Below are 22864 nucleotides of genomic sequence, written 5' to 3'. Positions count from 1 at the left end.
TAACTCCTAACTCCTAACTCCTAACTCCTAACTCCTAACTCCTAACTCCTAACTCCTAACTCCTAACTGTTCTTACCTTCCTAAAATTTCAATTTTGACTGGTGCAACACCTCTACCAATCATTTGAATAACTCGCGCTGCGCGATGGGAAAGGTCAATGATACGACCACCGATAAAAGGTCCTCTATCATTAATTCTGACTACGACTGACCGACCATTGCGTACATTGGTGACGCGAACTTTTGTGCCAAAAGGTAAGCTGCGATGCGCGGCTGTCAAATGCTCTGGATTAAACCTTTCACCAGAAGCAGTCTTGTTTCCCGAACCATCATAGCCGTAGAAGGAAGCCTTACCACTAATAGTTCTTCCACGTCTCGCTCTTGTAGTCTTTCTTCCACGCTTGTTAGAGGCTGTTTCTTCTTCTGTCGTTTTTTGTTTTGGCTCGGTTTTAACTGCTGTTAATTCTGGTGGCAAGCCTGCAATCGTGGTTAAAGGAGATGCATTACCTACAAGTCTCCGCAAGCGATTGGTTGCTTGCAAGGCATCTTCTCTAGGATTATCGGTTGCATCGGGAAGAAATACATTACCATTAATTTCTACAAGTTCGGAACCATCAATTTTGATGATGTAGCGTTCGGTTATCGATTCAGTTCCAGACTTAGATTCGGTACTACCATTCCAATCGATGGTAATTTTACTCGCGTCAACGTTCCTATCGATTAAATCGTTGATTTTAGCGGCTAGTAAATTTGCTTTCTCTACAGGGTTGCTGTAGTTGCTGTCAACTATTGCTTCTGCTGTATTTTGCTGATCAGAAGTTTTGACCGTAGCAGAACTCAAAAAAGTGAAAACAGGAATGTCGCGAACGTACAAAGTTGCTGCTTGACGGTTTAATAATTGATGTGCATAAACTTTGGTAAAAACAGCGTTGGAGTCTTTAGCATTTACCCCGATTACGTTTTGGCTGGGCGTATTTTGAGAGGTAATTGATGCTTCTGTTGCCGTCTGAGCGCGACAAATAGAAGTTGTTCCAACAAGGGTTGAAAGTACGGTTACAACAGTCCACAAAAGTCTTTGATTCATGCGTCTAATACTAATTAAATCCACAATAAAGTTGAGGCTTGTTTATTCACGAAAGGACGGAGTTGATACACCAATCAGTCGCGATATCTCCCCAAATCTTGAAACTTTTTGCTGTCACTATTTATTTATTAACTGCAACACATTAACACGAACTTTGCAACTTGAGTATCCGAGTTTTAGCGTAGATTACTGTCAAATTATCAGAAATTATCACCGCATTGCAAGGCAAAAGCTTTACCTAATCTTGAGTTTGACCGTGTAACATTTTTTTAGATTAATTACAAAATTTATTTTTTATAATTTGAGTGATTAAAAAATCAAATCAATCGCCCATATATTGCCTCTTATATAAAATTTTATACAGTTTCAAGTTCTATTAAAGTATTTTATTCAACAAACTTTTTCGTAAAATAATACTTAAGCCAAACCTAATTAGTTTAGTAATTAAAATAGAATACTTGTAAATAATAAGTTATCATAATCACCTGTTTGCGACCTATCTATGAGGGTTATAGCCGTAAAAGTCGCATATTTACTGAGGCTTGGCGACTAAATTATTAGTACGTGAGATCGTTCTCTAAGTCTTAACCGATACTGATTATTTATTCAAATATGTTGTAGATAAGACAAGTTATGCAGCAGATAATTAATAGACAACGATTCATACCTGAATAAATTAATTACAACGTCCAAGGTATAAGTTTAAAGCTAATAGCGAATTGATCAGATTAATATTTTGCAGTCAAAAAGTAACAAACTATGAGATAATACGCAGCATTAATACTTTACTTGCCGCCATGCTTTGTCAGTATTGTCCAATCTTCAAACCTATGTGAGGCGATTTGTCAAGTGTGATTTAACCTACTGGCAATTAGTAATGAATAATGCAAAATTTTTCATTACTAATCACCAATTTTCAAATTTTCAAATTATTAAGCTGATATAATTACACCCGCACTTTGATTAGCCAATCTATCAACGGCGCATAGGGCATAAGTTCCAGATTCAACGGTGGCAAATGTTGTACCTTTAGATAAAACTCGCTGGAGTTTCCATTCGTTACCAGTTTTTTTGTAAAGTGTCCAATAACGAATTTCACCACCTCCAGTAGCCCAAGTAATTTTACGGTTGTTGGCTTCTACCTGAATTGGCGATGCTGGTGGTAATGTATTTCGCCACTGCATCACAGGTACTAATGCAGGTTCGCGATACAGTAAAGATTTAAATTTTTCAGCGATACCTTGACGATTTTCTTTAATAGCATTGACGCTAAAGAAAATATTCCCCAATGACATTTTATTTAAACTACGGCTAATAGTTACTTGCTTGATAATTTCTGCTTGCGTCCAAGCTTCCCCATCTAAACGTGCAATGGTGTTACCTGCATAAACGTGTCGTTGCTTGGAATTAATACTCGTCCACCACTTTAGTAATGTGGGATAACTTTGTGCAGTCTGGTCAATACGCCAATATAGTTGCGGTGCAATATAATCCAACCAGCCTTGCTGCAACCATTTCTTAGCATCAGCATAAAGTACGTCGTAAGCGTCCAAACCTTGAATACCACTAGGTTCTCCAGGACGATAAATTCCGAAAGGGCTGATACCGAATTTTACATGAGATTTGATCGAATTAATGCCAGACCACAGCCGCTGCACCATCCGATTAACATTGTCCCTGCGCCAGTCGTTTAAACTTAATTTACCACCGGCGTTTTGATAAGCTGTATAGGTTTTGCGATCGGGAAACGACTCACCGCTAATAGGATAAGGATAGAAATAATCATCAAGGTGAACGCCATCAATATCGTAGCGCTGCACAACATCCATAATCACATTGTAAGCTCTGTCCTGGACAACTTCCGCGCCGGGGTCCATCCATAACTGAGTTCCCCAACGGTAAACCACTTGTGGATTAGTCACCGCTATGTGAGGAGCAACATTCTTAGTGTTGTAAGAAGTACTGGCTCGGTAAGGATTAAACCAAGCGTGAAACTCGATATTGCGTTTGTGACATTCGGCGATCGCAAATTCTAAGGGGTCGTATCCTGGTGCTTTCCCCTGGATTCCCGTTAACCAAGCGCTCCAAGGTTCGTATTTGGAAGGGTACAGTGCATCTCCTTCCGGGCGAACCTGTAATATTAAAGCGTTGAAGTTTAATTCTTGTAATTTGTCAAGAATTTGGATTAACTCAGCCTTTTGTTGGTCAACAGATAACCCCGCACGACTTGGCCAATCGCTATTCCAAACCGACGCAACCCAAGCACCCCGAAATTCTCGATTCGGTTCGATTTGAATGCTTCCCGGTGGTGGTGTTGGTATATTTACCTTAGATGGTGGTTGAACAATATATGGTGAAGCAATTTTTTCTTCCTCACCCAGCCAAACTAGAGCTTGATAAACAAAAGCTGAAATATCGGCGCGAGTTGCAGCTAACGTCGGATTGAGCAATTTGGGGTTTGGATAACTTGCGACCATCCCAGCGCGGGTAGTAATTGCTGCTGTAGGTTTTGCGTAATCTGGAATTGCGTAAGCATCTTGGTAGATTTGCCCAAGCGCGGGTAGTAAATCAGATGACACCTTTGATGTCATACTCAACCCACTAACAATACTTAAAAGTGCATTTATTCTTTGAATTCTGTCTGCGGGACGAAAATAATTATTCGGAAACCCAGTAATAAATACTGTTTCGTAAGCTTTTCTAATTGCGGAAGCTGCCCAAAGACTATCCGGAACATCTACGAATGAGACATATTCACGTTTTTTGGGAATTCGAGAAAATGTAGTGGTGATAATAGCGGCAAATTCAGCACGGGTAACTGAATTATCGGGTCGAAACGTTCCATCAGAATACCCGTTTAAAATTCCCCGACGCGCCAAAGCTTCGATGAATGGACGCGCCCAATGATTGGTAATATCCGGGAAACGAGCAGATGATGATGCCATAGTTATACTCAAATAACTTGTATTCAAATTGACTTTATCTGCCACTGATTATGCTACCGTTACCCGGAAAAAATAAAGTTAAGTAAGTACTAAATATTACATTTGTATCAAGAACAACTTTCTAAATTTACATTGATGGGGAGATAACCCAGAAGTAAGCCGAAGCAATAGAGGACGCAAAAAATCTACTATTATGCTTTCTGTTGAGCAGGAAGCCTATTGTCTACGCTAAGCGCCACTGTAGCTAGTTCACTTGAGTAAAACATAACTTGATATCCTGATTTTAAGTCCTTAAACTGTAACAGTAATTTGTAAATATAATTAATTTTGTGACTCTTTTTGCGTAAATTTACTTACATATTATTTTTGATTAGCTTAGTCGGTATAGTTGGTTTCTCCTATGTTTCCAAAAAATCGCCGGTCACAGCTTGTCATGAATGGGGATTTTCTCAAGCTGAAAAATACTATGCTTATCCTGAAAAGATAGTGGTTGAACCTTGGAGGGGGCGACACCATGTGTATGGTATATTTCAAATTCCGGGCGGCTATCTTAACGATAAATTATTACAGGTAGAAATACCGGGTAGCGGCACATACTGCGGCATACTTTCTTACGGTGGTACAGTCGCAACTGATGGTGTGTATGCTAAACCAGGACATTATTTAATGAAGGGGATGTTAAATACGCGGATTGCGATCAAGTTGATTTTTAAAGGTAAGCAACAGGAATTGCAGCAATTGAATAAATGGAAGTTGGGATATACGAAAATTGAAGAACATTAACCGCTTTTCTAAGATTCTTCGATCGCACCCCTAATATTCCCTATTCCCTATTCCCTACCCTCCAAAAACTAGGGATAAAAACCTAAACTTGGCAATCCCAAAGTTTCATCCCAACCCATCATGATATTTAAACACTGGATTGCTTGACCTGCGTGTCCTTTAACTAAATTATCGATCGCTGATATAACTATGACGCGGCGAGTGCGAGTGTCAACTTCTATACCTAGATAACATAAATTACTGCCGGTAGCCCATTTGGTTTGGGGGTAAACTCCTGATTCGCAAATTTTGACCCAAGGGGAGTTACGATAAAAGGCTTTATATATGGTAATTAAATCATCTCTGACTAATCCGGGGTCGCGGAGTGTTGCGTATACCGTTGCTAAAATACCGCGCACGATTGGGATGAGGTGCGGTGTAAATTGTACAGTGATTTCATGTCCTGCTAAATCGCTGCAAACCTGCTCGATTTCTGGAGTATGACGGTGACGGACGACGCTGTAAGCGGCAATACTATTATCTGCTTCGGATAGCAGTAAATGGGTTTGGGGCTGTCTTCCGCCGGTTGAGGTACCACCTTTGCCGTCAATAATGGCGGTTTCCGGTACGATTAATCCTTGCTTGAGCAGGGGTGAAAGTGCTAGCAAACTTGCAGTTGGGTAGCAACCAGGACAGCCGACAAGTTGCGTATCAGAAATGCGATCGCGATAAAGTTCTGGTAGTCCGTATACAGATGTAGCGGCAGTTTCGATGTCTTGACGCTTTTTGCCATACCAATTACTGTAAGTTGTCAAATCGCTAAATCGATAATCTGCGGACAAATCGAGGACTTTACATCCATATTTGAGCAGTTTTGGTGTAATTTCACAGGCTAGCCCGTTGGGTAGCGATAAAAATACAACTTCACAGCGGTGAGCTATTGCCTCCGGTTCTAACGCTTCAACTTCAAGATTAACAACGTGGGCTAAGTGAGGATAAATATCGCTAAAACACTTTCCAGCACTACTTTCGCCGCCTAAATAAACCAGTTCTAATTCTGGGTGATTTAGTAGCAGTCGCACTAACTGAACTCCACCGTAGCCTGACGCGCCAATAATTCCCACGGGTACGCGCCTAAAATTGCCCATGTTAAAATCCTTATCCAATGATCCGTCTTGATGCAATCGCTTTCTGCTTCATGCTTAAAATGCGATCGGCTGACGGAAGAAATCCGATCGCGCACTCGTGCAGTTAAGTAGTAAACCCAGACTTCTGCTATGTTATCGAATCATTGCTACTACGAAGACGCTATTTCATAAAAGAGCTACAATAAAGAATAAGGTTTATTAAAAAAAATTAACGTTCGCTCTTCGAGAAATTCTCTGTGTCGCAGCATAATACCGAAACGCACTCTCCGCAAGGAGGGGAATCCACCCCAGTTACTGCTTTAACCCAAGTATTTAAATTTGATTCAATTGACACCGCTTTGACTGATTTGAAAGCTGGTCGCCCCTTGGTGGTAGTAGATGATGAAAATCGAGAAAATGAAGGCGATTTAATTTGTGCTGCCCAGTTTGCAACTCCATATACAATCAACTTGATGGCAGTCGAAGCACGAGGATTAATTTGTCTGGCAATGACTGGCGATCGCCTTGATGAACTCGATCTACCTTTGATGGTCAACAACATTACAGATACCAACCAAACTGCTTTCACAGTCAGTATTGACGCTGGACCTGAATTGGGTGTAACCACAGGCATTTCCGCCGAAGACCGCGCTCGCACGATTCAAGTTGCCCTCAACCCCCATACAAAGCCAGAAGATTTACGCCGTCCCGGTCATATTTTCCCAATACGCGCCAAAAATGGAGGCGTACTCAAACGAGCGGGACATACAGAAGCTGCCGTTGATTTATCTCGATTAGCTGGTTTATATCCAGCCGGGGTAATTTGCGAAATTCAGAACCCCAATGGTTCAATGGCGCGTCTGCCCGAATTATTCGAGTATGCAAAACATCATAAACTGAAAATTATCAGTATTGCGGATTTAATTAGTTATCGTCTGCGCTACGACCGGATAATTAAACGCGAAACTGTTGCCGATTTACCCACCCAGTTCGGCAATTTCAAAATCTACGCTTACCGTCATACTCTAGATAATACAGAACACGTTGCCATTGTCAAGGGCGATCCTGAGAAATTCGGCGATCAAGCTGTAATGGTGCGGATGCATTCCGAATGTCTCACCGGGGATGCTTTAGGTTCCTTACGCTGCGACTGTCGAATGCAGTTACAGGCAGCATTGAAAATGATTGAAAATGCAGGCGAAGGTGTCGTTGTATACTTACGTCAAGAAGGGCGGGGTATTGGTTTAGTTAATAAATTGAAAGCCTATTCCTTGCAAGATATGGGGCTGGATACCGTGGAAGCGAACGAACGGCTGGGTTTTCCCGCCGACCTGCGCGACTACGGGATGGGAGCGCAAATGCTGATGGATTTAGGCTTGCATCAAATACGTTTGATTACCAACAACCCTCGTAAAATTGCTGGGTTGAAAGGGTACGGGATGGAAGTGGTTGACCGAGTACCTTTATTAATTGAGGCCAACGATCATAACAGTTATTACCTAGCGACGAAAGCAAAAAAGCTGGGTCATATGCTGTTGCAGACTTATTTAGTCACATTAGCGCTGCATTGGCAAGATGAACCTTTATCAATTACCCAACGTTACGAACGTTTGGATAAAATAAGGCATTTAGCGAAAACCTATCATTTATTATTGCAGGAAGAAACCCGTCCTTTGGGTTTAGCTTTGTTTAGTAAACCATCTTTAACGGTACATTTAGGTTTAGATCAAGCCAACGTTGCTGCTGAAAATTGGTATCAGGAAAAAGACCATCCTTACGTACAAGCTGTGAGCAATATTCTCGATAAAGTTGTGGAATTAGCTTATCTGCAAAAGTTAGAATTTCTGATTTCTCCTGGAGTAGATCCTTTGAGCAAATTGCAGGTGCAGTTAGATCGACAAGCTTTTGAATTAAGTCAGCAACCTTCTTCACTCAGCGATAAATTGGAAACCCAGAAGATTTATAGTTTTGGGAAGTGAAAGTATAAGCTTAAATAAAAATTGTAGGGTGTGTTACGGCACAAATATGTGATGCTCGAAATTACAAAGTTGAAAATGCCGTAACGCACCAGTAACAATAATGTAGACGTACCTTTGTCTTTGGATCGGACAATAGGTACAATTTTAATGTCTATGGATACTTTATGGGATAGTACTATTGGTAAAAATTTACTATTTAGGTGTAAACAATCAACTTAAGACGCAAAAATGCTTATAGAGTTTAGTGTTGAAAACTATCGTTCAATTCAAGAGCGGCAAACCTTGAGTATGGTGGCATCTGAGGATAAAGCCATGCTTGATAGTAACACTTTTCCTACGCCTAATAAAGATCAACTGCGCTTAATTACCAGTGCTGTTATCTATGGTGCTAACGCTTCGGGTAAAAGTAATTTATTGCGAGCAATGCAAACTCTAAAAAGACTTGTAGTCGATTCTGCTAGCAAAATGCAAGTTGGTACTAAGCTTCCTGTCGAATCATTTCGATTAAATTCTAAATCCAAAAATCAACCAACTAATTTTGAAATTATTTTTATTCATCAAGATATTCGTTATGAATATGGAGTTATATTAAATCGGGAACGGGTATATGAAGAATGGTTAATAGCTTATCCAAATGAACGTCCACAAAGTTGGTTTTCTCGTAAATATTTAGCGGAAAGTTTGGAATTAAAAGGTAATCAACAATATAAATGGTCTTTTGGGAAAGCATTAAAGGGAGAAAAACAAAGTATCAAAAAACTTGTTCGTTCTAATTCTTTATTTCTTTCTCATGCTGCACAAAATAATCATGAGCAATTAACTCAAATTTTTGAATGGTTTCAATCATATTTGAACATTCTTACGCCGAATTCTATTTTTGAAGGATTTACATTAAGAGTTTGTGATGAAGACGATACTTTTCGTCAACAAGTAGTTAATTTATTAAGTGAAGCAGATATTGGTATTTCAAATTTAAAAATCGAACGCAAATCAATCTCAGATACAGAAATTAGCTTAGCTAAAAAAATATTTATCAAAAAACTCTTTGAGAATCAAGGTATAGAAGAGGATATTGATATTGAAAAACTGCAATCATTGGAGATAAAAACTCTCCATAAAATGAATGACTCAGAACAAGAAGTTGAATTTGAAATGGAAGAAGAGTCGGATGGAACGCAACGTTTATTTGAATTAGCAGGGCTTTGGTTGTATGTTTTACAGCATGGGGAAACATTAGTTGTAGATGAATTGGGCAGGAGTTTACATCCAGTTTTGACAAAAGCATTAATAAAAATGTTTAATAATCCAGAAATTAATCAAAATAATGCTCAAATCATTTTTACAATTCACGATACTACACTTTTAGATACACAGATATTTAGACAAGATCAAATATGGTTTACTGAAAAAGAAAAAAGCGCAACACACTTATACTCATTGCTTGAATTCATGACTCGTGAAGATGAATCTTTACAAAAAGGATACCTTTTGGGTCGATATGGTGCTGTTCCTTTTATTAATGGTTTGAATAAGATAAATTATGCCGAAAAGAGGTAAAAATAGTAGTCAATTACAAAGAAGCAAAGGAAACAAAAAACCGAGAAAGTATATTTTAATTGTAGTTGAAGGTCAACAAACAGAATATAATTATTTGAATTCTTTAAAAGATGATTTAAAACTAAAAACAACAGAAATTAAAGTTGCCCGTGCTTCTGGTGGTAGTCCTTTAGATGTAGTTGAAAAAGCTGAAAATTTATTACAAGAACAAATTAGACTTAGTGAAAAGCAAGAGCAACCTAAATATGATGAAGTGATTTGCGTTTTTGACCAAGATAATCAAATCAAAAAATATAATGAAGCTTTAATCAAAGCCAAAAAATATGATATTTTAGCAATTACATCCGTACCATGTTTTGAATTATGGTTTTTGCTGCATTGTTGTAATACTAGCAGTCCTTTTTCTGATTGTAAGCAAGTGTGTCAAAAGTTAGAATCAGAATTTAAAAAATTAGGAATCTTAAAATCGAAAGAATATTATGAGAAAAATAATTCTGATTGGTACAAAATTTTAAAACCAAAACTTCAAGACGCTATTGATAATGCCGAAAAATTAGATAAATATCAAGAAAATAATCACGAAAATTTAAACCCATCGACGAAAGTACATATTTTAGTTAAAATGCTGCAAAAACAAAAAGATTTTGAATAAATTTATATAAACAATGTAGAGAAGTGGCAATGCAAAGTCTCCTTTAACTATTTGCAAACTGACCTAATTTATACCAAAATCCTGAGAATTAATAATTTTTATTGTAGATAATTTTTCGGTTCCTAGTAAGAAATTTATCGCTGTTTTTGAATCAGAAGAATGCGTTCCGCTAATCCCCTTTGACAAGATTATTAGAAACAGTTTGCTGCCAAGAAATAAAAACCTGAATCAAATAAAGAAAGCCGAAGAAGCCAGCACCATAAATAAGCGCCATAGAAAGTGGTGAATTGAAAGTATAGTTTGGACTATTTTCTAATAACTTATGAAGTCCGCTATGAATTATCATAAATGTAGCAAGTGCAATCCGCGACCAATTTTTGATAGATTGGGATTGATTATTTGTTAACCATAGAAGTGCTGCAATTAGTGGTATGTGAATAATAACGAAAGCTAATGATGCAGTTTGCTCTGGTAGGCTTCGCAATATAAACAGAAGTCTCCATTCCGATTGTGTCATTGCATCAAGTTCGTGGGTAATAATTGTTGCAAAACCAAAGTAGAAAAGTAAATTTTTCATCTGAGATTAAAATAATTTAAAATACATTCAATCTAGTAGGGTACTTTACGCTCCGCTAACAGCACCCTACAAATGAACATATGAATTACTAATTCTTATCTTCTAAAACTCCTTCACGAAAATATAAAAACAACGGTAAACTGCAACTTAAACCAATTCCAAAAGTTGCGGCAATATAAATCAACAATCTGCTACGAGATAAGCCCAGTCGCTTCAATTCAAAAAACGTAAAGCAGAAGAAAACTACTGCACTAATCAGTAAATCTGTTCCAAATGCAGCCGCAGCGTAATTATCGAATTCCCTTAAAATTAATGAACTAATAGAAAATCCATTCTGAATAAAGAATTGTATTATTAAACTCCAAGGTGCAATGCTTCCAATAATTACCAGCAATAAATAAAGTGATTTAACTGAAAATAATTTACCGGATGCAGATTGTTGATTTTGATAAGTTGTATTAGACATATTTACCTCTGAGTAAAATTCAACCGTTGCTGTTGTTTTGATTATGATTGCTGTATCCCAGAGAAACAATTACCTTTGAGGTAATAATCATGTTGTTGTGAAAATGCAATCCACCTCAAACCAAACCACCTTCGGGAATCTACTCAAATATTGGAGAAAACAGCGAAATTTCAGCCAACTCGATTTAGCTGTCTTCAGTGATGTATCCCAAAAACACATTAGTTTTCTCGAATCTGGTAGAGCTAATCCCAGTCAGGAAATGATATTGCAGCTTGCTACTGTACTAGATATTCCTTTGCGGGAACAAAATGTGATGCTCACAGCTGCGGGATTTGCACCGATTTATTCTGAGAGCGATTTATCTTCACCAGAATTTGAACCCATCCGCAAAGCCTTGGATTTTATTCTACTTTCTCAAACGCTAACGCCAGTTTTAGTCATGGATAGATATTGGAATTTGATTCAAACCAATCCAGTTTCGCAGCAGTTAATGAATTGGTTGATTACTCCAGAAGATTTACACAAATTCTACATCGACGGGAAAATTAACTTGATGCGATTGATGTTTCATCCCCAAGGTTTAAAACCGTTTGTCGCAAATTGGGAAGAAATTGCCAGTCATTCGATTAAAAGAGTTTATCGAGAAGCAATAACGAACGGTAATAACCAACAACCGATGCAGCTTTATGAAGAATTACAAACTTATCCAGATGTTCCACAGTTGTGGAAACTTTCCCATTCACACACCTGGCAATTACCATTATTAAGCGTCAACTTTCTCAAAGACGGATTAAATCTAAACTTTTTTTCGGCGATCGCAACTCTCGGCACACCCCACGACATCATGTTACAGGAATTACGAATTGAAACATTATTCCCCGCAGACGAACTGACCCAAAAAAATCTAACCAAGTTAAATTAATTCTCAGTATTACTGATTACTTCTTCCCTCTGCGCTCTCTGTGTCTCAGCGGTTTTTATTATTATTCCGATATGACCGCAAAAAAAAACTAATTATCCCTTTAACATTCATCGACAAGCTTTCAACCTATCCTTCTCATAAATTAAATACTCCGATACCCAAAACTTCTTAATATTCATCACAATCGCTACAGGTGCAAAAACATCAAATTCTTGCCCCGATAAATGCTGTGGTGGTAGCAACCCAAAAAACTCATTGTATACCGTCACTTCCGTAATAATTTCATCAAATTCCGCTTCCATTTCATCAAGGAAGATACAATGTATTCCCCCATCGTGTTCGTAATATTCCTCCTCGTGAGGTTCCCAAATCGGAGGTACGAGTTCGTGTTCCAAATATTCGAGACGATGAAATTCTTTGATCGGTATTATCGCTGCAACCTCTTCCCCAGCTTGTTGCAAGACAATGCGTCTTCCTGCTAAAGCCACTGTTTTTAAAGCTTCTAGCAAATTACCTCTAACTTCCTCGGTACTTGAACGGATAAAGCCTTCATCTTGCCCAACGCAATCTTGTACGATCATAAATGTAATCTATATGTAATCTAATTGGTCCTAAAGTCCAGAAATTCGAGAAAATAATAAATTAAGGCTAACCTAAATTTTTCGGGAATTTTATGGCTCATCCATTTTTGGAACATTTGAACAGTCCCAAACGCCCTGTTGTGGTGTTTGACGGTGCAATGGGAACTAATTTACAGGTACAGGAACTCACCGCTGAAGACTTTGGTGGCGCGGAATACGAAGGTTGTAACGAATATCTCGTACACACTAAACCGGAAGCTGTAGCGACGGTTCACCGTGATTTCTTGGCTGCTGGTGCGGATGTAATCGAAACGGATACTTTCGGTGGTACGTCAATTGTACTTGCCGAATATGACTTAGCAGACCAAGCTTATTACCTAAATAAAACTGCTGCGGAATTAGCTTCTAAAGTTGCTGCGGAATTTTCTACACCCGAAAAACCCCGATTTGTTGGTGGTTCGATGGGTCCCGGTACAAAGTTACCAACTTTGGGACATATTGACTTCGACACCTTGAAAAATGCTTATGTGGAGCAAGCAGAAGCATTGTGGGATGGTGGAGTCGATTTATTTATCGTTGAAACCTGTCAGGACGTGTTGCAAATTAAAGCAGCCCTGAATGCAATTGAAGAAGTTTTTGCGAAAAAAGGCGATCGCCGTGCGGTGATGGTTTCGGTGACAATGGAATCTATGGGTACAATGCTCGTGGGTACGGAAATCGCTGCCGTGGTGACAATTTTGGAACCCTATAATATCGATATTTTGGGTTTAAATTGCGCTACTGGTCCTGATTTGATGAAGCCCCACATTAAATATTTGTCGGAGCATTCGCCATTTATTATTTCCTGCATACCGAATGCGGGATTACCAGAAAACGTGGGCGGACAAGCGCATTATAGGCTAACGCCGACGGAATTAAAGATGCACTTGATGTATTTCATCGAAGACTTAGGTGTCCAAGCGATCGGGGGTTGCTGTGGGACACGTCCAGCACATATTCAAGCTTTAGCAGAAATTGCCAAGGATTTGACACCGAAAGTTAGGAATCCGCAAACTGAACCAGCTGCGGCTTCGATTTACGGTATTCAACCCTACGATCAAGATAATTCCTTCTTGATTATCGGCGAACGCTTGAACGCGAGCGGTTCCAAGAAGTGCCGTACCATGTTGAATGATGAAGACTGGGACGGATTGGTTTCGTTAGGGCGATCGCAAGTTAAAGAAGGCGCACACGTTCTTGATGTTAACGTTGACTATGTAGGACGCGACGGCGTGCGTGATATGCACGAGTTGGTTTCTAGATTAGTGAATAATATTACCTTGCCCTTAGTACTTGACTCCACCGAATGGGAAAAAATGGAGGCAGGTCTTAAGGTGGCAGGTGGTAAGTGTTTACTTAATTCTACTAATTATGAAGACGGCGAAGAGCGCTTTCTGAAAGTGTTGGAATTGGCGAAGACTTACGGTGCTGGTGTCGTAATTGGTACCATTGACGAAGATGGGATGGCGCGGACGGCAGATAAAAAGTTTGCGATCGCTCAACGTGCTTATCGTCAAGCTTTAGAATACGGTATTCCCGCTCACGAAATCTTCTTCGATACTCTAGCGCTACCGATTTCAACCGGAATTGAGGAAGATAGAGCCAACGGTAAAGCAACTGTTGAATCCATCAGTCGGATTCGTCAAGAATTACCGGGATGTCATGTTGTATTGGGTGTTTCCAACGTTTCCTTCGGTTTAAATCCCGCAGCGCGGATAGTTTTAAACTCGATGTTTTTGCACGAAGCAATGCAAGCGGGAATGGATGCGGCGATCGTTAGCGCCAGCAAGATTTTACCGCTTGCTAAAATTGAGCAGGAACACCAAAAAATCTGCCTCGACTTAATTTACGACAACCGGGGATTTGACGGCGATATCTGCGTTTACGACCCTTTGGGCGAATTGACAACGATGTTTGAAGGGGTTAGTGCCAAGCGCGATAAAGGCGTTGACATTAGTTTACCAATTGAAGAACGGTTGAAACAACACGTTATCGACGGCGAAAGAATTGGTTTAGAAGACGCTTTAAAAGAAGCAATGCAGAAATATCCGCCGTTGGATATTGTCAATATCTACTTATTAGATGGAATGAAAGTAGTCGGTGAATTGTTTGGTTCCGGACAAATGCAGCTACCTTTCGTATTGCAGTCAGCAGAAACCATGAAAGCAGCGGTGGCGTTTTTAGAACCGCACATGGAAAAATCGGAAGGGGTAGATAATGCCAAAGGAACCTTTGTTATTGCCACTGTAAAAGGCGACGTTCACGACATTGGTAAAAACCTTGTAGATATCATCTTATCCAACAACGGTTATCGGGTAATTAATTTAGGAATTAAACAGCCAGTAGAAAACATCATCAAAGCCTACGAAGAGCATAAACCAGACTGCATCGCCATGAGCGGTTTGTTGGTGAAATCAACGGCATTCATGAAAGATAACTTAGAAACATTCAACGAAAAAGGAATCACCGTTCCCGTAATTTTAGGTGGTGCGGCTTTGACTCCCAAATTCGTCTATGAAGACTGTCAAAATACCTATCAAGGTAAAGTTATTTACGGGAAAGATGCCTTTTCCGACTTGAATTTCATGGACAAATTAATGCCAGCCAAAACTGGTAATAATTGGGATGATTTCAAAGGCTTCTCAGGTGAATTTGCAGAAGCAGATTCTCAAAACGGACATAAATCTGTAGAAGATAAACCTGTAGAAAAAGCACTCGAAGAACCAAAAGTAATCGATACCAAACGTTCCGAAGCTGTTGAGATAGACACCGAACGTCCTACTCCACCATTTTGGGGAAGCAAGTTACTGCAAGGAGAAGATATTCCTCTTGAAGAACTATTTTGGTACTTGGATTTACAAGCTTTAATTGCCGGACAATGGCAGTTTAGAAAACCAAAAGACCAGTCAAAAGCAGAATATCAGGCTTTCTTAGCAGATAAAGTATATCCAATTCTAGAAACTTGGAAAAAACGGGTAATAGAAGAAAACCTGTTGCATCCCCAAGTAATTTACGGTTATTTTCCCTGTCAATCAGAAGGAAATACACTGCATATCTACGACTCCGAAAACCATTCTCAAAAAGTTACAGAATTTGAATTTCCCCGTCAAAAATCAATGCGTCGTCTGTGTATAGCAGACTTTTTCGCACCCAAAGAAACGGGAATCATTGATGTTTTCCCCATGCAAGCGGTGACGGTAGGTGAAATTGCCACGGAATTCGCACAAAAGCTATTCTCAAATAATGAATACACAGATTATCTGTATTTTCACGGAATAGCCGTACAAATTGCAGAAGCCATAGCAGAATGGACGCACGCCCGAATCCGTCGCGAATTAGGCTTTGCAGCCGAAGATCCCGATAACATTCGGGATATGTTAGCCCAAAGGTATCGCGGTTCACGTTATAGCTTTGGATACCCGGCTTGTCCGAATATTCAAGACCAGTACAAGCAACTGGACTTGTTGAAAACTGACAGAATCAACTTGTTTATGGACGAAAGCGAGCAAATTTATCCCGAACAAAGTACAACGGCGATTATTACCTATCATCCCGTAGCTAAATACTTTAGCGCTTAAATTTCCGTCTCCCCTCTCCTTATTAAGGAGAGGGGCTGGGGGTGAGGTTTCGAGCGACGTAATAAGCGCAGGGGCTGGGGGTGAGGTTTCGAGCGACGTAATAAGCACAGGGGCTGGGGGTGAGGTTTTGAAGGATGTAGTAAGGAAAGGAGGTGGGGTGAGGTAATTTAACGGATGTCAAAAATAGATTTATGTAATTAGGCTGATACAAGTACGCTTACGATTAGCATCAGTTTAATTATCAAAATGACCGACATTTATAACAAAAACTCTGAAAAAGGAAAACGGCGACAATTACGTCAAGATATAGTAAAAGCAGAAAAGATAATTTGGGACAAAATAAGAAATAAACAAATAGAAAATTGTAAATTTCGTAGACAATATAGTGTGGATAAATTTGTTATTGATTTTTATAGTCCTATATTAAAGCTAGCGATTGAAATTGACGGTGAAAGTCATTTTATGGAGGGTGCTGCTGAATATGATAGAGAAAGACAAACATATATTGAATCATTTGGAATTAAATTTGTAAGATTTACGAATAATGATGTTTATAACAATTTGGATGGTGTTTTAGAGACTATTGCGTTGAAGGTGAGAGAATTAAGGGGTTAAGGTTTTTTGTTAAAATTTCAAGGATAAAACCTCACCCCTAACCCCTCTCCTTATTAAGGAGAGGGGGAAAAGAAAATAAGAAGGCGAGTTTATCATAGCATGATGCATTTGGATATTAAAGATGACAAAATCTGGATTCAGCAAAATATGACTGATGTCAATTTAGCACAAGAACTTTTAGAGATGGGAATTGATAAAGAAGATATTGTGTTGGGATTGCAGCTACCTTATAAGCGTCCTTATACGGGTTATGGCGTAGCTTAGATTGAAGAGTTATTGCTTTTAGACGAATATAAATTAACTACTTTATATCAAAGCATAAAACACTCAAAATCGTTATTAAATCGTTAAAACTGACGCATTCGTCCAACTATAATTTCAAGTATTGAAAAATCGAATTGACATCGTTCCATCTCCCCTGAGCGTAACATTAAAGCGAAAGGAAAATGTCCTGGAGGCTTCACTCTTGTTGAGTTGTAGAGGTCAACGTAATAAAGCCATTCGTCTCCTTTACGCCAACCAACTGCATCACCAAATTTATTTTGGACTTCATAATAAGTATGAGAAGTATCTGAACCACCACCAAGTTTTTCCCATATACGTTTTTGAACGCTGAAGCCAAAACGTCCTTTACTATGTTTTACCCAAAGTTTATTTATAGTAACTAATTCTCTTCTAGTAATTACCTTAATATGCGCTGAAACAATACAGCCTCTATTTACATATTGATAATCCCAAGGAAAATATGTATAGTCATCTGGAAGTAGTTCATTAGATTTGGCGTAAATAATTTTTGCTGTTTCCAAATCAGCTTCCTTCCATTTTTTTGCTTGAAGTAGTGCATCTAACTTTTGATAATTCCCTTCAGTTACTTCTGTAAAATGATTAGAAGAAGTATAACGATAACTTGTAGCGCTTTGAACTACTTCTTTTGCCACCTCAGCTTCATTATTTGTTTTATTTGTATTTTGATTTCCACGACTTAAAGATTTTCTTAGTTTAAAAAGTTGATTTCTAAATTTACGTTTCTGACGAGCTTGTTCAGCTAATTCATCCGCAACTTGAGTTTCCGCGTCTTCCTGAGTCAAACCTTGATTTTTCAAATGATTTATTAATTCACGAATCTCCGCTGCAACTTCAGAAGAATCTTGATTTATATTAATATAATTGCCTTGAATCTGAATATAATCGCCTTCAATAGATTCATTATAGTTTCCACCATTTGTATAAATATTGGTATCTTGAGTTAATTTTTCGTTGTCAATTGAATCATCATTTAACTGCTTTTCCTTTTTCCTTAATCTTGAAATATATAGATAGCAGCCAAGTCCAAATAATAATATTCCTGAAGTGACAGTAATAATCTGGTTAAAATATTTCGTAAAATATTTAGAAATATTTTTGAGTATAGGGGGAATAAAAAAGCGACCTAAAATTACACAAACAAAAGCAAAATAAGCTTTCTGTGTCGTAGAAAGCTGCATTACAAAAAAATATATTTTTTTTAAGGCTTGTGCAATTTTATTTACCATAGCGAAGCTTCAACTTACGATAAATCACTTATGGCAAAGGAATACCCGAAAACCTCAAAGCTAATTTAATCACTTCAACAGCAGCTTGCCCGATAACACCATTTGCAGCTGCATTATTGATATAATCTCCTAACTTAACCAATGTCCCTTTAGCTTTGCGGTCATTTTTAGCTTCATTTGCCCAATCATTTGCTACCTTCTGTTGAGCATCTGTTTGACTGTAACCCTGAGATTGAAGTTGATTTAACAATTGCTGTATTTGAGCCGCAGCTTGAGGTAAATCTTGACTAATATTTATGCGATCGCCTTGAATGTAGTCTCCTTGTATGGACTCGTTATAGTTTCCACCCGCACCCATATAGATATTACGATTTCCACTCATACGAAACTCTGTTTAGTATATTTACAAGTACAAAAAGTTGTTTTTAACACTTTTATCATACTTCAGAAGAATAGTATCAGAATTCGTAATTTTATACAAACTTTCTCCGTAAGCTAACTGTAACGATATTTAAATAGGATTCTCAGCACAAAAAAATAATTCCATCTTTAATGACCAACCAAAAACCAAAAACCCTATTAACAATCAACTTTATCAAAAGAATGATAACGACCATTATCTTCATCTACCTAACTTTCGCTATCTATATCTACTTCCAAGCAGATAGCATGATTTTCCTTCCCCCACCTTCCACCTATCAAGATACAAATGAAATCATTAAACTAACCAGCGAAGATGGAACCAAACTTTCCGCAATTCACCTATTAAACCCCAACGCGAAATACACCATTCTTTACGCTCATGGTAATGCATCCGATTTAGGTACTATTCAACCAAGATTAGAAGAATTAATAAATATCGGTTTCAGCGTTTTTGCTTACGATTATCGCGGTTATGGTACCAGTGAAGGAAAACCTTCTGAAAAAAACGCTTATAAAGATATTGATACGGCTTACAATTATTTAACCCAAGAACTAAAAATATCACCCCAACAAATCATTGTATTTGGACGTTCCGTTGGAGGAGGTTCGGCAATAGATTTAGCCTCTCGGAAAGCAGTTGCTGGTTTAATTATCGAAAGTACTTTTATTTCTGCATTTAAAGTTAAAATACCTTTTACACTTTTACCGTTTGATAGATTTCCTAATTTAGAAAAAATTCAAAAAGTAAAATGTCCGGTATTAATAATGCATGGGAAACTTGATGAAGTTGTTCCCTTTTATCACAGCGAAAAGTTATTTGAGCAAGCACCTCCACCAAAACTTTCCTTGTGGGTAGAAGAAGCCAACCACAATGATTTTACCTATGTAGCTGGGGAAAGATATACAAATATTTTGAAAAACTTTATAAAATTAGTTAATAATTATAATCCCGTATAATAACCCCCCTCTCCTTACCAAGGAGAGGGGTTGGGGGTGAGGTTAACTAATTTACATCATAAAACTTTATGCCAGAAGGACCCGAAATTAAACAAGCAGCCGACAAAATATCTTCTGCTTTAACTCACTCTCCAGTCGAAGAAATCTTCTTTGCATTTGAACATCTCAAACCTTATGAATCACAATTAAAACATCATCGCATCACAATAATACAAACCAAAGGTAAAGCAATGTTGATTCACTTCGATAACGCACTTACTATTTACAGTCACAATCAACTTTACGGTAAATGGATGGTGCGTAAAGCTTACGATTACCCTATAAATAACCGTCAGCTACGTTTAGCAATTCACAATCACCAAAATTCAGCATTATTATATAGTGCTTCCGATATTGAAGTTTTAAACCAAGAACAATTAGCCCTTCATCCATTTCTCAATCGTCTTGGTCCTGATATTTTAGATGAAGCACTTAATTTAGAGCAAGTAATTAATAGACTACAGGATAAACAATTTTACAAAAAACGTTTTGCTACCTTGTTTCTTGACCAACATTTTCTTGCAGGTAACGGTAATTATTTACGTAGTGAAATTCTATTTGTTGCAAAACTACATCCGATTTTGCGTCCGATAGATTGCAATCAAAAACAATTACACAAACTAGCTCAAGCAGCGCTTAGTATTCCCCAGCAATCTTATCAAACTAAAGGTATTACCAATAATCTAGAACTAGTCACACAGTTAAAAGCAAAAGGATGCAAGCGACAAGAATATCGTCACTGGGTATTCGGACGCGAAAATAAACCCTGCTATATTTGCAGCACTTCTATTGTTAAAGATATTACCGGCGGAAGACGTTACTACTATTGTCCAAACTGTCAGAAACAATAATAATTGTATACCAGTTGTAATCAGTCCAAAAAAAAGCAAGTCGATCAATTATCATGAATGATTTGTAAAGCTCAATGTAAAAAATCTTAACACAAACAATCTTTGATATAATTTTCGGTAGTTATTTGATTATTAAACTGTTTCAAATATCTTAATTGTTCCTGATTTACAAATGTGTAATATTCAACAATAGTCTACACTCCTTTTTTAGTTAATTTTTATGAAATATACTAATATAAATAAGTTTGATAAAATTTGTAAACTCTATCCCTGATGGATTCGTAGTCTAAATAACAAACAGGAAAATTATGAATAAAAAAATTCCAATTTCTCATTTTTTGTCTTAAAATTGCTGTGTATAATTGTTAATTCTTAAGCTTCATCAACTAATAACTCAATATATTAAGTTTCTTATAACACTTGTGTCATGTTGTAAGCTAATACCGGACATTACTGTTTAAATTGTGTATCCTAAAAAAACTAATGAAAGTTTTAATTAACGGAGGTCTGATGACTCCTAAAATCATGCGTCAACTTTGGTCAGTGATTGAAGAAACTCAAACCAAGACATTATTGCAAATGGATGATGCAAGCTTGGTTAACTTGTTGGTCAAACAAACAAAAAACCAAGCATCGCTAGATTGTCATGAAACCGATTTTCTTTGCGATTACATTCAGTCCCGACTTCCTCTTATCCGCGATATAGCCCATGAACGCCAATACAATTTACATTCAACGTTCAATTGAGATTGTAAAAACATCATCCCTAACTTTTGACAAACAACCCACGATACATTTATCGGAAATCATTAGCGATCGCCGCTTGTTAAGTATCCGGACACCAAACAATCAGAACCTACAATTCTCATCTCTACACGTTCCAAAGCTAGCGCTTGAGTCATTGTAGTAAGACCTAAATCACCCACTGGTGTGGGAGCATTACTCCCACCAATAATTTTTGGGGCAATAAATGCAAGAACTTTTTGTACTGCTCCCGAAGAAATTGCACTTGCGGCTAAGACTCCTCCACATTCCCACAGCACGCTACAAAAACCTAGGTCATATAAATAAGCCATTGCTTTTTCGGGGGTGAGTGGTGATAGTTCCACCACTTCTACACCTTGTTTTTTTAAAAGTTCTTGTAAATCCGGGTTAGCTCCAGGTTCTGTTAATACAACAGTAGGAGCTTCCTCAGTTTGCCACAGATGTGCTGTGGAAGGTAAATCAAGACTGCGGCTCATCACAACTCGTAAGGGATTGGGCGCTCCTAACAAGCGAGAAGTAAGACGGGGATTATCTTGACGTACTGTATTTCCACCAACAACTACAGCATCGCATTGGGCCCGTAGCTGTCTAACTGCGTCACGAGCATCTTGATTCGTGACCCAAATACTATGTCCTGTAGTAGTAGCAATTTTGCCATCCAAAGTCATAGCGTATTTCAAAATTCCCAAAGGCTTTTTATAAAGAATGCGATGAATAAACCCTTCATTTAAATTGCGACAGGCTTCTTCTTCTACCCCCGAAATTACCTCTATTCCAGCAGAACGCAAGCGCTTAATTCCACCTCCTGCGACTAAAGGATTCGGATCGACCATACCCACCACCACTTTTGCCACACCTACGGCTACCAGAGCTTCGGAGCATGGGGGAGTACGTCCGTAATGATTGCAAGGTTCCAAGCTCACATAAATCGTTGCTCCACGGGCATTCTCTCCCGCAGCTTTGAGAGCAAAAACTTCAGCATGGGGTTCACCAGCGCGAGGGTGAAAACCTTCCCCGACAATTTCACCATCCTTAACAATTACCGCTCCTACCATCGGATTTGGTGAAGTCAGCCCCAAAGCGCGGCGAGCCAGTTCCAAACAGCGCCGCATCATCGCTTGGTCAAACTCACTTCCTACCGCTTTGATTGGGGATTGTGATTCCAATTCGTGTTCTTTTTCCTTGTGGATATTAGATATCAATTTATCCGCACTACCATTGGCAGGAGAATTATTCATAATAAAAAGGGAACTTGCATTTTGGTCTTTGCGTGAATATAGTCACTCGATTTTAATGACTTCTTGCATCCATATTGCCAGAGCCAGCACAATAAATTCTAAAAAAATATTCCCACAAAATAAAGGAGCAAGGAATCAATCAGTCGAAACTGCGATTCCTTGCTCCTTTCAGTAAG

At 38.4% G+C, this 22864-nt stretch carries 19 protein-coding genes and 1 pseudogene; 11 read left to right on the top strand and 9 right to left on the bottom strand.

Annotation, left to right across the window (positions count from 1 at the left end; all coding sequences use genetic code 11):
• Nucleotides 1-72 precede the first annotated feature (72 nt).
• On the bottom strand, nucleotides 73-1083 hold the full coding sequence (locus VB797_RS32095) for a septal ring lytic transglycosylase RlpA family protein (protein ID WP_323241848.1): 1011 nt from the start codon (nucleotides 1081-1083) through the stop codon (nucleotides 73-75).
• Nucleotides 1084-2015: 932 nt separating this feature from the next.
• Nucleotides 2016-4028 carry a glycoside hydrolase family 10 protein gene (locus VB797_RS32090; RefSeq protein ID WP_323241847.1) on the bottom strand — a complete coding sequence of 671 codons (2013 nt, stop codon included), beginning with the start codon at nucleotides 4026-4028 and terminating at the stop codon, nucleotides 2016-2018.
• Nucleotides 4029-4394: 366 nt separating this feature from the next.
• Here VB797_RS32090 and VB797_RS32085 point away from each other — a divergent pair, with 366 nt between their 5' ends.
• Entirely contained in the window at nucleotides 4395-4811 is a 417-nt protein-coding gene (locus tag VB797_RS32085) for a hypothetical protein (RefSeq protein ID WP_323241846.1), read from the top strand.
• Between the two features lie 68 nt (nucleotides 4812-4879).
• Here the strand turns inward: VB797_RS32085 and argC are convergent, their stop codons facing one another.
• Nucleotides 4880-5938 (bottom strand): N-acetyl-gamma-glutamyl-phosphate reductase, encoded by a 1059-nt coding sequence (argC, locus tag VB797_RS32080; RefSeq protein ID WP_323241845.1) that lies wholly within the window; start codon nucleotides 5936-5938, stop codon nucleotides 4880-4882.
• Nucleotides 5939-6174: 236 nt separating this feature from the next.
• Here argC and ribBA point away from each other — a divergent pair, with 236 nt between their 5' ends.
• The 3 genes from ribBA (at nucleotide 6175) to VB797_RS32065 (ending at nucleotide 10105) form a co-directional block, all read left to right on the top strand.
• Nucleotides 6175-7896 carry a bifunctional 3,4-dihydroxy-2-butanone-4-phosphate synthase/GTP cyclohydrolase II gene (ribBA, locus tag VB797_RS32075; protein ID WP_323241844.1) on the top strand — a complete coding sequence of 574 codons (1722 nt, stop codon included), beginning with the start codon at nucleotides 6175-6177 and terminating at the stop codon, nucleotides 7894-7896.
• Nucleotides 7897-8184: 288 nt separating this feature from the next.
• Entirely contained in the window at nucleotides 8185-9453 is a 1269-nt protein-coding gene (locus tag VB797_RS32070) for an ATP-binding protein (RefSeq protein WP_323241843.1), read from the top strand.
• Nucleotides 9437-10105, top strand: a complete 669-nt coding sequence (locus tag VB797_RS32065) for an RloB family protein (RefSeq protein ID WP_323241842.1) — start codon at nucleotides 9437-9439, stop codon at nucleotides 10103-10105. Before VB797_RS32070 ends, VB797_RS32065 begins: the two co-directional genes overlap by 17 nt.
• A gap of 169 nt (nucleotides 10106-10274) precedes the next feature.
• On the opposite strand, the gene VB797_RS32060 is transcribed toward VB797_RS32065, so the two are convergent.
• Together VB797_RS32060 and VB797_RS32055 are read right to left on the bottom strand one after the other, a co-directional pair.
• Nucleotides 10275-10682 carry a DUF6713 family protein gene (locus VB797_RS32060; protein ID WP_323241841.1) on the bottom strand — a complete coding sequence of 136 codons (408 nt, stop codon included), beginning with the start codon at nucleotides 10680-10682 and terminating at the stop codon, nucleotides 10275-10277.
• A gap of 88 nt (nucleotides 10683-10770) precedes the next feature.
• On the bottom strand, nucleotides 10771-11148 hold the full coding sequence (locus tag VB797_RS32055) for a DUF2834 domain-containing protein (protein WP_323241840.1): 378 nt from the start codon (nucleotides 11146-11148) through the stop codon (nucleotides 10771-10773).
• 103 nt (nucleotides 11149-11251) lie between these two features.
• On the opposite strand from VB797_RS32055, the gene VB797_RS32050 reads away from it, so the two are divergent.
• Nucleotides 11252-12070 (top strand): helix-turn-helix transcriptional regulator, encoded by an 819-nt coding sequence (locus tag VB797_RS32050; RefSeq protein ID WP_323241839.1) that lies wholly within the window; start codon nucleotides 11252-11254, stop codon nucleotides 12068-12070.
• A 107-nt stretch (nucleotides 12071-12177) separates the two neighbouring features.
• On the opposite strand, the gene VB797_RS32045 is transcribed toward VB797_RS32050, so the two are convergent.
• Nucleotides 12178-12651, bottom strand: a complete 474-nt coding sequence (locus tag VB797_RS32045) for a type II toxin-antitoxin system Phd/YefM family antitoxin (protein ID WP_323241838.1) — start codon at nucleotides 12649-12651, stop codon at nucleotides 12178-12180.
• Between the two features lie 92 nt (nucleotides 12652-12743).
• On the opposite strand from VB797_RS32045, the gene metH reads away from it, so the two are divergent.
• The 3 genes and pseudogenes from metH to VB797_RS32030 form a co-directional block, all read left to right on the top strand.
• Nucleotides 12744-16268, top strand: a complete 3525-nt coding sequence (gene metH, locus VB797_RS32040) for a methionine synthase (RefSeq protein ID WP_323241837.1) — start codon at nucleotides 12744-12746, stop codon at nucleotides 16266-16268.
• Between the two features lie 246 nt (nucleotides 16269-16514).
• Nucleotides 16515-16883 (top strand): endonuclease domain-containing protein, encoded by a 369-nt coding sequence (locus VB797_RS32035; protein ID WP_323241836.1) that lies wholly within the window; start codon nucleotides 16515-16517, stop codon nucleotides 16881-16883.
• Between the two features lie 84 nt (nucleotides 16884-16967).
• Nucleotides 16968-17147, top strand: a pseudogene (locus VB797_RS32030) (element excision factor XisI family protein); the annotation flags it as partial.
• An 83-nt stretch (nucleotides 17148-17230) separates the two neighbouring features.
• Here the strand turns inward: VB797_RS32030 and VB797_RS32025 are convergent.
• Both VB797_RS32025 and VB797_RS32020 read right to left on the bottom strand, forming a co-directional pair.
• Nucleotides 17231-18415 carry a GUN4 domain-containing protein gene (locus VB797_RS32025; protein WP_323241835.1) on the bottom strand — a complete coding sequence of 395 codons (1185 nt, stop codon included), beginning with the start codon at nucleotides 18413-18415 and terminating at the stop codon, nucleotides 17231-17233.
• 28 nt (nucleotides 18416-18443) lie between these two features.
• Nucleotides 18444-18797, bottom strand: coding sequence for a hypothetical protein (locus tag VB797_RS32020; RefSeq protein WP_323241834.1), 354 nt, complete (start codon nucleotides 18795-18797; stop codon nucleotides 18444-18446).
• 170 nt (nucleotides 18798-18967) lie between these two features.
• Here VB797_RS32020 and VB797_RS32015 point away from each other — a divergent pair, with 170 nt between their 5' ends.
• The 3 genes from VB797_RS32015 to VB797_RS32005 all read left to right on the top strand — a co-directional run bounded on the left by VB797_RS32015 (nucleotide 18968) and on the right by VB797_RS32005 (nucleotide 21432).
• Nucleotides 18968-19795, top strand: a complete 828-nt coding sequence (locus VB797_RS32015; RefSeq protein WP_323241833.1) for an alpha/beta hydrolase — start codon at nucleotides 18968-18970, stop codon at nucleotides 19793-19795.
• Nucleotides 19796-19863: 68 nt separating this feature from the next.
• Nucleotides 19864-20685 (top strand): endonuclease VIII, encoded by an 822-nt coding sequence (gene nei / locus VB797_RS32010; RefSeq protein ID WP_323241832.1) that lies wholly within the window; start codon nucleotides 19864-19866, stop codon nucleotides 20683-20685.
• A gap of 510 nt (nucleotides 20686-21195) precedes the next feature.
• Nucleotides 21196-21432 (top strand): hypothetical protein, encoded by a 237-nt coding sequence (locus tag VB797_RS32005; RefSeq protein WP_323241831.1) that lies wholly within the window; start codon nucleotides 21196-21198, stop codon nucleotides 21430-21432.
• A 62-nt stretch (nucleotides 21433-21494) separates the two neighbouring features.
• Here the strand turns inward: VB797_RS32005 and ribD are convergent, their stop codons facing one another.
• Complete coding sequence (ribD, locus tag VB797_RS32000) at nucleotides 21495-22688, bottom strand: bifunctional diaminohydroxyphosphoribosylaminopyrimidine deaminase/5-amino-6-(5-phosphoribosylamino)uracil reductase RibD (RefSeq protein ID WP_323241830.1); 1194 nt, start codon at nucleotides 22686-22688, stop codon at nucleotides 21495-21497.
• Nucleotides 22689-22864: the final 176 nt, after the last annotated feature.

The organism is Rivularia sp. UHCC 0363 (assembly GCF_034931125.1).
Taxonomy (GTDB): domain Bacteria; phylum Cyanobacteriota; class Cyanobacteriia; order Cyanobacteriales; family Nostocaceae; genus Rivularia.
The sequence above is the reverse complement of the archived record's forward strand: the minus strand, read 5'-3'. Positions and strand labels throughout refer to the sequence as shown.

What these genes read in the sequence shown, in the direction of transcription:
- VB797_RS32045 (WP_323241838.1), bottom strand. Translation starts at nt 12,651, where the DNA reads ATGATCGTACAAGATTGCGTTGGGCAAGATGAAGGCTTTATCCGTTCA.
- VB797_RS32020 (WP_323241834.1), bottom strand. Translation starts at nt 18,797, where the DNA reads ATGAGTGGAAATCGTAATATCTATATGGGTGCGGGTGGAAACTATAAC.
- metH (WP_323241837.1), top strand. Translation starts at nt 12,744, where the DNA reads ATGGCTCATCCATTTTTGGAACATTTGAACAGTCCCAAACGCCCTGTT.
- VB797_RS32015 (WP_323241833.1), top strand. Translation starts at nt 18,968, where the DNA reads ATGACCAACCAAAAACCAAAAACCCTATTAACAATCAACTTTATCAAA.
- VB797_RS32005 (WP_323241831.1), top strand. Translation starts at nt 21,196, where the DNA reads ATGACTCCTAAAATCATGCGTCAACTTTGGTCAGTGATTGAAGAAACT.
- argC (WP_323241845.1), bottom strand. Translation starts at nt 5,938, where the DNA reads ATGGGCAATTTTAGGCGCGTACCCGTGGGAATTATTGGCGCGTCAGGC.
- VB797_RS32060 (WP_323241841.1), bottom strand. Translation starts at nt 10,682, where the DNA reads ATGAAAAATTTACTTTTCTACTTTGGTTTTGCAACAATTATTACCCAC.
- VB797_RS32025 (WP_323241835.1), bottom strand. Translation starts at nt 18,415, where the DNA reads ATGGTAAATAAAATTGCACAAGCCTTAAAAAAAATATATTTTTTTGTA.
- VB797_RS32035 (WP_323241836.1), top strand. Translation starts at nt 16,515, where the DNA reads ATGACCGACATTTATAACAAAAACTCTGAAAAAGGAAAACGGCGACAA.
- VB797_RS32070 (WP_323241843.1), top strand. Translation starts at nt 8,185, where the DNA reads ATGGTGGCATCTGAGGATAAAGCCATGCTTGATAGTAACACTTTTCCT.
- VB797_RS32090 (WP_323241847.1), bottom strand. Translation starts at nt 4,028, where the DNA reads ATGGCATCATCATCTGCTCGTTTCCCGGATATTACCAATCATTGGGCG.
- ribD (WP_323241830.1), bottom strand. Translation starts at nt 22,688, where the DNA reads ATGAATAATTCTCCTGCCAATGGTAGTGCGGATAAATTGATATCTAAT.
- nei (WP_323241832.1), top strand. Translation starts at nt 19,864, where the DNA reads ATGCCAGAAGGACCCGAAATTAAACAAGCAGCCGACAAAATATCTTCT.
- VB797_RS32095 (WP_323241848.1), bottom strand. Translation starts at nt 1,083, where the DNA reads ATGAATCAAAGACTTTTGTGGACTGTTGTAACCGTACTTTCAACCCTT.
- VB797_RS32055 (WP_323241840.1), bottom strand. Translation starts at nt 11,148, where the DNA reads ATGTCTAATACAACTTATCAAAATCAACAATCTGCATCCGGTAAATTA.
- VB797_RS32050 (WP_323241839.1), top strand. Translation starts at nt 11,252, where the DNA reads ATGCAATCCACCTCAAACCAAACCACCTTCGGGAATCTACTCAAATAT.
- VB797_RS32065 (WP_323241842.1), top strand. Translation starts at nt 9,437, where the DNA reads ATGCCGAAAAGAGGTAAAAATAGTAGTCAATTACAAAGAAGCAAAGGA.